Source organism: Caballeronia sp. M23-90 (assembly GCF_053574605.1).
In genome coordinates this window covers 1-8828 of sequence record NZ_JBSIPA010000279.1, presented here as the reverse complement: position 1 = coordinate 8828, position 8828 = coordinate 1, and the positions used below count along the sequence as shown (strand labels likewise).

Annotated in this window: 6 protein-coding genes; 4 read left to right on the top strand and 2 right to left on the bottom strand. The window is 62.4% G+C overall.

Annotated features, from left to right (window positions below; genetic code table 11):
* The 4 genes from ACRXB1_RS23370 to kdpE all read left to right on the top strand — a co-directional run.
* The coding region (locus ACRXB1_RS23370; protein ID WP_449493366.1) for a methylglyoxal synthase at positions 1 to 293 on the top strand (293 nt) is incomplete at its 5' end.
* A gap of 77 nt (positions 294 to 370) precedes the next feature.
* A complete protein-coding gene (locus ACRXB1_RS23365) occupies positions 371 to 1345 on the top strand; it encodes a quinone oxidoreductase family protein (protein WP_075360561.1) in 975 nt (324 codons plus the stop codon).
* Positions 1346 to 1628: 283 nt separating this feature from the next.
* The gene (locus ACRXB1_RS23360) at positions 1629 to 4460 is read left to right on the top strand and encodes a DUF4118 domain-containing protein (protein ID WP_449493365.1); all 2832 of its coding nucleotides are present in this window, start codon (positions 1629 to 1631) and stop codon (positions 4458 to 4460) included.
* Complete coding sequence (gene kdpE / locus ACRXB1_RS23355) at positions 4457 to 5155, top strand: two-component system response regulator KdpE (protein WP_174362349.1); 699 nt, start codon at positions 4457 to 4459, stop codon at positions 5153 to 5155. The genes ACRXB1_RS23360 and kdpE overlap by 4 nt, the downstream gene beginning before the upstream one ends.
* On the opposite strand, the gene ACRXB1_RS23350 is transcribed toward kdpE, so the two are convergent.
* The gene (locus ACRXB1_RS23350; protein WP_449493364.1) at positions 5131 to 5787 is read right to left on the bottom strand and encodes an SDR family oxidoreductase; all 657 of its coding nucleotides are present in this window, start codon (positions 5785 to 5787) and stop codon (positions 5131 to 5133) included. The two genes, kdpE and ACRXB1_RS23350, sit on opposite strands and share 25 nt — an antisense overlap.
* Positions 5788 to 5873: 86 nt before the next feature.
* A partial coding sequence (locus tag ACRXB1_RS23345) for an efflux RND transporter permease subunit (protein WP_449493363.1) occupies positions 5874 to 8828 on the bottom strand: 2955 nt, incomplete at its 5' end.

Genomic DNA, 8828 nt, shown 5'->3' with positions numbered 1-8828 from the left:
TGCTGGCAACGGGCACGACCGGCGCGCGTATCGCGGCAGCTCACGGACTGGAGGTGGAGCGCAAGTTGTCCGGGCCGTTTGGCGGCGACCTGCAGATTGGCGCTGAACTGGCGGAGGGCCGGGTCGACCTGGTGATCTTCCTGCGCGACCCCATGACGCCACAGCCGCACGAGCCGGACATCAACGCTTTGGTTCGCGCCTGCGACGTCCATAACGTCGCGTGCGCCACGAACCTCGCAACGGCGCGCATGATTCTCGACGACTTGAAGCTGCGCCTGGGCAGGGCCGCTTAGATAGGGCCGCTAAACCAGGCTTGGCGTTGCGTTTGCTGGTCATTGGACGCGCAAGCGCCCTCAACACGGAGACAACAGTGACAAAAGCAATTCGATTCGAAAAAACGGGCGGCCCCGAAGTATTGAAATGGGTCGATGTGGAAGTGGGCGCGCCGGGCAAGGGCGAAATCCGCGTGAAGCATCACGCGGTGGGCCTGAACTATATCGACGTATATTTCCGAACCGGGCTTTATCCGATGCCGTTGCCGGGTGGCATCGGGATGGAAGCGGCGGGCGAGGTCACCGCAGTGGGTGAGGGCGTGACCGGGTTCAAGGTCGGTGACCGGGTGGCCTATGCGTCGCGGCCGCCGGGCGCCTATGCCGAGGAACGCGTCATGTCGACGCAATATGTGGTGAGCCTGCCCGAGGCCATCAGCTACGAGGACGCTGCCTCCGTGATGCTGCAGGGCCTGACCGCGCAGTACCTGTTGCGCAGGACCTATCGCGTGAAGGCGGGCGACACTGTACTGATTCACGCCGCCGCGGGCGGAGTTGGCATGCTTGCCTGCCAGTGGGCGAAGGCGCTCGGTGCGACCGTGATCGGCACGGTCGGATCGGACGAAAAAGCAGCGCTCGCCAAGGCGCATGGCTGCGATCATCCGATCGTCTATACGCGGGAGGATTTCACGAAGCGTGTGCGTGAAATCACGAATGGCGCGGGCGTTCCCGTGGTCTACGATTCGATCGGCAAGGACACGTATACGGCGTCGCTGGATTGCCTCGCACCGCTCGGCATGTTCGTGAGCTTCGGCAATACGTCGGGTCCGTTGCCGCCGATCGACTCATCGGAATTCGCCGGGCGCGGGTCGCTTTATTTCACGCGCCCGACGTTGTTCAGTTATATCGCCAAGCGCAGCGATCTCGAGCAGATGGCCGCTGAGCTCTTCGATGTATTGACGACGGGGCAGGTCAAGACGAGCGTGCGCCAGCGTTATCCGCTCTCGGAAGCGGCAAGGGCTCACGAGGATCTAGAAGCACGCCGGACGACCGGGTCGACGATCCTGCAACCTTGAGCGAATGACACGGCGCGGCGTTGACCGGGTATGGACGGAGCTGGCGCCGCGCTCTTTCTTTACACAATTTTTATGCTCGCGCATCGACCTTTGATCCGGTCTTTATGCCAACGCGCTTAATGTTCGAGCCATCGCAGGCTGTGCAGACGTCATAGGCCAAACGGCGGAGGATACAAGTCAGCCCCAATTAAGCATACTGGGACAGTCGCATACCGACGCGCCGGGTCTTCGCGTCGATATGCTCGTTCCCGCCAGGCATGCGACCGCTCCTGAACACCAGAAAATGAACCGCCCGAACCCAGACGAGCTGCTGGACAAGCTGCAAAGAGAAGAAGAAAAGCGTCATCGCGGACGGCTGAAGATATTTTTTGGCGCATCGGCCGGCGTGGGGAAGACCTACGCCATGCTGCTTGCCGCGCGGCGGCGCAAGGAGCAGGGCGACGATGTAGTTATCGGCATCGTGGAAACGCATGGCAGGACCGAGACCGCCGCGCTCACCGAGGACCTGGAACACCTGCCGCTTGCGCAGATCGCGTACCGCGGCCATTCGCTGCAGGACTTCGATCTCGACGCCGCCTTGCTGCGCCATCCGCAACTGATTCTCGTCGATGAACTCGCGCATTCCAACGTCCCCGGCGCGCGTCATCTGAAACGCTGGCAGGACGTGCATGAGCTGCTCGACGCGGGTATCGATGTCTACACCACCGTCAACGTCCAGCATCTGGAAAGCCTGAATGACATCGTCGGCCAGATCACGCAGATCCGCGTGTTCGAGACGGTTCCTGACCGCGTGCTGGATCAGGCCGACGAAGTGACGCTCGTGGACCTTCCGCCCGAAGAGCTGCTGGAGCGGCTGCGTGACGGCAAGGTGTACATGCCGCAGCAGGCAGAACATGCCGTGCGCAATTTCTTCCGCAAGGGCAATCTGATCGCGCTACGGGAACTGGCGCTGCGGCGCACGGCAGATCGCGTCGATGCCCAGATGCGTGAGTATCGGGCGGACCGGTCTATCGAGCGCATCTGGCAGGCGCGTGAACGGCTGGTAGTCTGCATCGGTCCCGGGCCGGAAGCGCCTACCCTCGTGCGCGCAGCGGCACGGCTCGCTGCGAGTCTGCGTTCCGACTGGATCGCGGTGTACGTCGAAACACCGCGCTTGCAAAAACTGTCCGATGCCCGTCGCGAACGCACCCTCGCTGCGCTGAAGCTCGCGGCCGAACTCGGCGCGGAGACGGTCACGCTGGCTGGCGCGGATGCCGTCGCTACGCTGATTGGTTATGCGCAGGCTCGCAATGCATCGAAGCTTGTTGCAGGAGCGTCGGCGCGACGTGGTTTTGATCGCTGGCTAAAACGGCCGTTTGGTGAGCGGCTGGCGGAGCGCGCAGGGGACCTCGACCTTACGCTGATTCGCGCCCGCGAAGGTGAGAAGAACCCAGCGCTGACGCAGAAAGACAAAGCTGGCGGAGGTGAATGGCGAGACACGTTGGGCGCTGCCCGCGAGCAACGCTCGGCGCCGCGTGGCTACCTGTACGCCGTCGCCATCTGCGCAGTCATCACGGTGCTTGCCAGCCAGATTCGTGACCGCTTCGATCTCACCAATCTCGTGATGCTATATCTGGTCGGCGTGATCTATACGGCAGCGCGAATCGGGCGCGGTCCGGGCGTGCTTCTGTCGTTCCTGAGCGTAGCCGCCTTCGACTTCTTTTTTGTGCCGCCGCGCATGTCGTTGTCGGTCACGGACACGCAATATCTGCTGACCTTCACCGGCATGCTGCTGACTTCGCTGGTGATCAGTCACCTGACGTCGAGTCTGCGGCGCGAAGCACGCGTTGCATCGAAACGCGAACGCCGCACGGGCGCCATGTATGCCATGGCGGGTGAACTCGGCGCGGCGCTCGCGACCGAGCAGATCGTGGGTATCGGCATGCGTCATGTCAGCGAAGTGTTTCGCGCGAAAGTCGCCATCTTGCTGCCCGATTCCGCCGATAAAGTCCGCCAGAAACTTGACCCTTCGGAACCTTCGGCCACAGCCTTGTTACTCGAGGAAAGTGCGCTTGATCTCGATGTCGGCCAATGGGTCTACGACCAGCAAAAGCCGGCCGGGCGAGGGACCGATACGTTGCCGGCCGCCGCAGCGCTTTATTTGCCGCTGAAGGCGCCAATGCGAACGCGTGGCGTGCTCGCGGTGATGACGCACAACGCCAGTGAACTCGAGGTGCCCGAGCAGAAGCGCATGCTCGATGCGTTCGCCGCGCAGATCGCGCTTGCGCTGGAACGGGTGCATTACGTGGACATCGCCCGTGATGCGCTTGTCAGCATGGAGTCCGAACGTCTTCGAAACTCGCTGCTGTCCGCAATCTCGCACGATCTGCGCACGCCGCTTACAACTATCGTGGGATTTGCATCGATGCTGGCGCAAGCCCATGGCGACGCCCGTTCGCCGGCAAATGCCGAGTTGATCTCGGCGATTCACGACGAATCGCTGCGCATGACGAGTATCGTGACAAACCTGCTCGATATGGCTCGGCTGCAAGCCGGTGGCTTGCGCCTGAACCGGCAATGGTCGTTGCTCGAAGAAACGGTCGGGGCCGCGTTGCGCGCGTGTCGCCGAGTGCTGGATGGCCGTCCGGTCGACGTCCGTTTGCCGGCCGACCTGCCGTTCCTGCAACTCGATGCCGTGCTCATGGAACGGCTCTTCTCGAATCTGCTGGAGAACGCTGCCAAGTACACGCCGCCGGGCTCGAAACTCGTGATCGGCGCGGAGAGCATCAGCGCGGGTGGAAAGCCCTTTGTGCGTGTGTACATAGACGATAACGGGCCCGGTCTTCCAGCGAATATGGAAGACCGCGTCTTCGAGAAATTCACGCGTGGGGAGAAGGAGTCGGCAAAGCCGGGTATTGGCCTCGGGCTCTCGATCTGCCGCGCGATCGTGGAGGCCCATGGTGGTACGATCGGCGCTGACAATCGCCTGAGCGCGACCGCTCGAGATACGCAAATAGAAGGCGCGCGCTTCTGGTTCACGCTGCCGGTCGAGCCCGCGCCGCCCGTCCCTTCTCTCTTCGATGAAGTCGAACAGGACTTCGCCGATTTCCCTCAGTCCGACCCGAAAAGCGCATGAGCGAACCTACTGTCACCGTCGTGCTGATCGAGGACGAAAAGCAGATTCGCCGCTTCGTGCGTGCGTCGCTCGAGGCCGAAGGCATCACCGTGCACGAAGCGGAAACGGGCAAGCAAGGCCTGGTGGAAGCGGCCACGCGCAAGCCCGACCTGCTGATCGTGGATCTTGGTTTGCCGGATACGGATGGTCTCGATGTGATACGCGAGCTGCGGAGCTGGACGGAGCTGCCGGTGATCGTTTTATCGGCGCGTACGCAAGAGGAAGAAAAGGTCGCCGCGCTCGATGCCGGCGCGGACGATTACCTGACCAAGCCCTTCGGCGTATCGGAACTGATGGCGCGAATTCGCGCGCATTTGCGCCGGCGCAATCAGGCGGCATCGAGTGAATCGCCGTTGGTGAAATTCGGCGAAGTGTCCATCGATCTCGGCCTGCGTCAGGTGACCCGTGCAGGCGCGGCCGTGCATCTCACGCCGATCGAATACAGGCTGCTTTCCACGCTCGTGCGGCATTCGGGCCGGGTGTTGACGCATCGTCAGTTGTTGCGCGAGGTGTGGGGGCCTTCACATGTGGAAAGCCACCACTATTTGCGCATCTACATGGCGCATCTACGGCAGAAGCTCGAACGCGACGCCGCCCAGCCCGAGCACATCGTGACCGAGACGGGCGTGGGCTACCGGCTGGTCGGCGCGGTCTGAACGGTGTCGAGCGCCACGTCTATGGGCGTGGCGCCGCCGACAAAACCGATCACCTCGTCGCGCACGTCGCGGGTAATGCACGCCACTGTCACGCGCGCCACGTCGTCGCGTGACACCGGCAACGTACTGGCGTTGCGATCGGTTGCGAGCGCGATCGTGCCCCGGCCGGTTTCATCGGATAGCGCCCCCGGACGCAAGATGACATACGGCACGCCGCTTGCCTGCACGTAATCGTCGGCTTCGCGTTTCATCTTCGAGTAGTGCTTGAGTTGGAGCGTGCTTGATTCCGGCCAATACGCCGAGATCGCGCTGATCACCACGAGTTGCTGCGTGCGGCGGCGTTTGGCGTAGTCGGCCGTGCGTTGAACGGCGTCGCGGTCGATCGCGCGTTCCTCGTTCACGCCTTCGCTTTCCGCCGATCCCGCCGCGTAAACGACGTGCGTGACGTCATCGAAGGCATGGGAGAAATCGTGCGTCAGATCGCCCAGCACGATTTGCGCGCCGAGCGCCGCGAACTCACCGCGTTGCGCCGATTTGCGCAGCAGTACCTTGAAAGGAAGAGATGCGGCACGCAGTTGCCGGGCAACGTGACGGCCGGTGCGGCCATTTGCGCCGATGAGCAGGACTTTCATCGCTGAAACGCTCCTTCTATTGGTGGGCAGACGGAAACGTTAAGCCATTTTGGGGAATCCTGCTTAGGGCTTGTTATTGAAGCGTCTCATTCCGTCACGCTTGCCGGTCGTTGCGGACCTCTGCGCGCCCGGCGATTCTCCGACCAGATCCGGATCCGGTCCATATAAAGATAAACGACCGGTGTGGTGTAAAGCGTCAGCAACTGGCTCACGATCAGGCCACCCACGATTGCGATCCCGAGCGGGGCGCGCATTTCCGATCCTTCGCCCGTTCCGAATGCCAGCGGCAACGCGCCGAGCAACGCGGCGGCGGTGGTCATCATGATCGGACGAAAGCGCAGCAGGCATGCTTCCTCGATTGCCTCGCGTGAAGTCGATGCCCCGTGCCGCTGCGCCTGGATCGCGAAGTCGACCATCATGATGGCGTTCTTCTTCACAATCCCGATCAGCAGGATCACGCCGATCAACGCAATGATGCTGAACTCGGTGCGAAACAGCAGCAGCGCAAGCAATGCACCGATCCCGGCCGAAGGCAGCGTGGAGAGAATCGTGATCGGGTGGATGTAGCTTTCGTAAAGAATCCCCAGGACGATATACACCGCCGCGAGCGCCGCGAGGATCAGGATCGGCTGGTCCTTCGTGGAATCCTGGAACTGCTGCGCTGTGCCCGCAAAACTGCCGCGAACCGTGGCTGGCACGCCGATGGTCGCCATCGTCTCGTAGATTGCTGCAGTTGCGTCAGACAGCGACTTGCCCGGCGGCAAATTGAACGAGATGGTCGACGCCACGAACTGGCTCTGGTGATTGACCGAAAGCGGCGTATTCCCCGGCCCGAACTTGGCGATGGACGAGAGCGGGATCATGGTTTCCTTCGACGTCGAGACCGCCGCGCCCGACGACGAACTCGACTTTCCGCTTGCCGCAATGGCGTTGGTCGCGCTGTTGCGAATGGACGCAAGCGCAAGCGCGCTGTTCACGCTCGTCGAGGCATCGGCGGCGGTGGTGACGCTGGTCGCGGAAGTGGAAGCCGTGGTGGTCGTCGCGTTTGTCGATGCCGCCCCGTTCGCCGACCCGCCCGACGTGCTGATGTAGATCTGCTTGAGCATCTCCGGGTCTTGCCAGTACTTCGGCGCGAGTTCCATCACCACGTGGTACTGGCTCAGCTCGTTATAAATGGTCGATACCTGGCGCTGGCCGAAGGCATCGTAAAGCGTGTTGTCGATCTGCGCCGGTTTGATGCCATAACGCGCCGCGGTTGCGCGGTCGAACGTGACGAACGATTCCAGCCCGCCTTGCTGCTGGTCGGAATTGACGTCGGCGAGTTCGGGGCGGGCGAGCAGGGCGTCGGTGAGTTTCGGTCCCCACTTGTAGAGGTCGGCCGTGGAATCCGCGAGCAGCGTGAACTGGTATTGCGCGTTCGATTGCCGGCCGCCCGAGCGGATATCCTGAACGGCTTGCAGGAACGTGCGGGCCCCCGCGACGTTGGACAACGCCGGACGCAGGCGCTGGATCACGGCATCGGCGGAAACCTTGCGCTCTTTCTTTGGTTTCAGCGAGATGAACATGAAGCCCGAATTGGTCTGCCGGCCACCCGTGAAACCCGCGACGCTTTCTACCGCAGGATCGGCCTGCACGATCTTCATCATGTCGGAGAACTTGCCCTTCATCGCCTGGAATGACGTGCTCTGGTCAGCCTGAATTCCGCCGACGATCCGCCCCGTGTCCTGCTGCGGGAAAAATCCCTTCGGCACGATGATGTACAAATAAACGTTCAGCCCGACCGTCGCGATCAGCACCAGCAAGACGATTCGCGGATGCGCGAGCGCCACGCCGAGCGTGCGTCCATAGCCGCGCTGCATGGCGTCGAACTGGCGTTCGAGCCAACGCGAGAAACGGCCCGGCGGTTTCTGGTTGTGCGGCTCCTGCAAGAGCCGCGCGCACATCATGGGCGTGACAGTCAGCGATACGACCAGCGACACGGCAATCGCCAGCGACAGCGTCAGCGCAAATTCCCGGAACAGCCGTCCGACAATACCGCCCATCAGCAGAATCGGCAGGAACACGGCGACGAGCGAAATGCTCATCGATAACACCGTGAACCCGACTTCCTGCGCGCCGAGAAGGGCGGCTTTCATGCGCGGCACGCCGTTTTCTATATGCCGCGAGATGTTTTCGAGCACAACGATGGCGTCATCGACCACGAAACCGGTCGCGATGGTCAACGCCATCAGCGAGAGGTTATCGAGTGAAAACCCGAGCAGATACATGGCCGAAAACGTGCCGATAATCGATATGGGCACGGCCACGCTCGGAATCAGCGTCGCGCGCCAGTTGCGCAGGAACAGGAACACGACCATCACGACCAGCGCCACCGCAATGATCAGCGTGGCTTCCGTGTCGTGCAGCGACGAGCGGATCGTGGTCGACCGGTCGGCAGTCGGCGTGATCTCGATGTCGGCGGGAAGGGCGGCCTGCAATTGCGGAACCATGGCCTTCACGCGATCGATGGTATCGATGATATTCGCGCCCGGCTGGCGATACAGGATCACGAGCACGGCGCGCTTGCCGTTGATCAGGCCGAGATTGCGCAGGTCTTCGACCGAATCGACTACCTCGCCTACGTCGCTCAGATGCACGGCCGCGCCGTTGCGGTACGCCACCACGAGGTCGCGATATTGCGCGGCCTTCGTGGCCTGGTCGTTGGTGTAAAGCTGGAAGTGCGTGCCGTTGAACTCGATTGCGCCCTTGGGACTGTTCGCATTCGCCGATGCCAGCGCCGCACGCACGTCTTCCAGGCCAATGCCGTAGTGAAACAGCGCGCCCGGTTCGAGTTCCACGCGCACGGCGGGATTCGCCGAGCCGCTTACATCGACCTCGCCGACGCCCGGCACTGTCGACAATGTCTGTTGCAGCACCGTCGCGGCGGAATCGTAGAGTGAGCCGGCCGTTCGGGTCGGCGAGGACAACGCCAGGATCAGGATCGGCGCGTCGGCGGGATTCACCTTGTGGTACGTCGGATTGCTTCGCAACGACGCCGGCAA

What these genes read in the sequence shown, in the direction of transcription:
- ACRXB1_RS23360 (WP_449493365.1), top strand. Translation starts at nt 1,629, where the DNA reads ATGAACCGCCCGAACCCAGACGAGCTGCTGGACAAGCTGCAAAGAGAA.
- kdpE (WP_174362349.1), top strand. Translation starts at nt 4,457, where the DNA reads ATGAGCGAACCTACTGTCACCGTCGTGCTGATCGAGGACGAAAAGCAG.
- ACRXB1_RS23350 (WP_449493364.1), bottom strand. Translation starts at nt 5,787, where the DNA reads ATGAAAGTCCTGCTCATCGGCGCAAATGGCCGCACCGGCCGTCACGTT.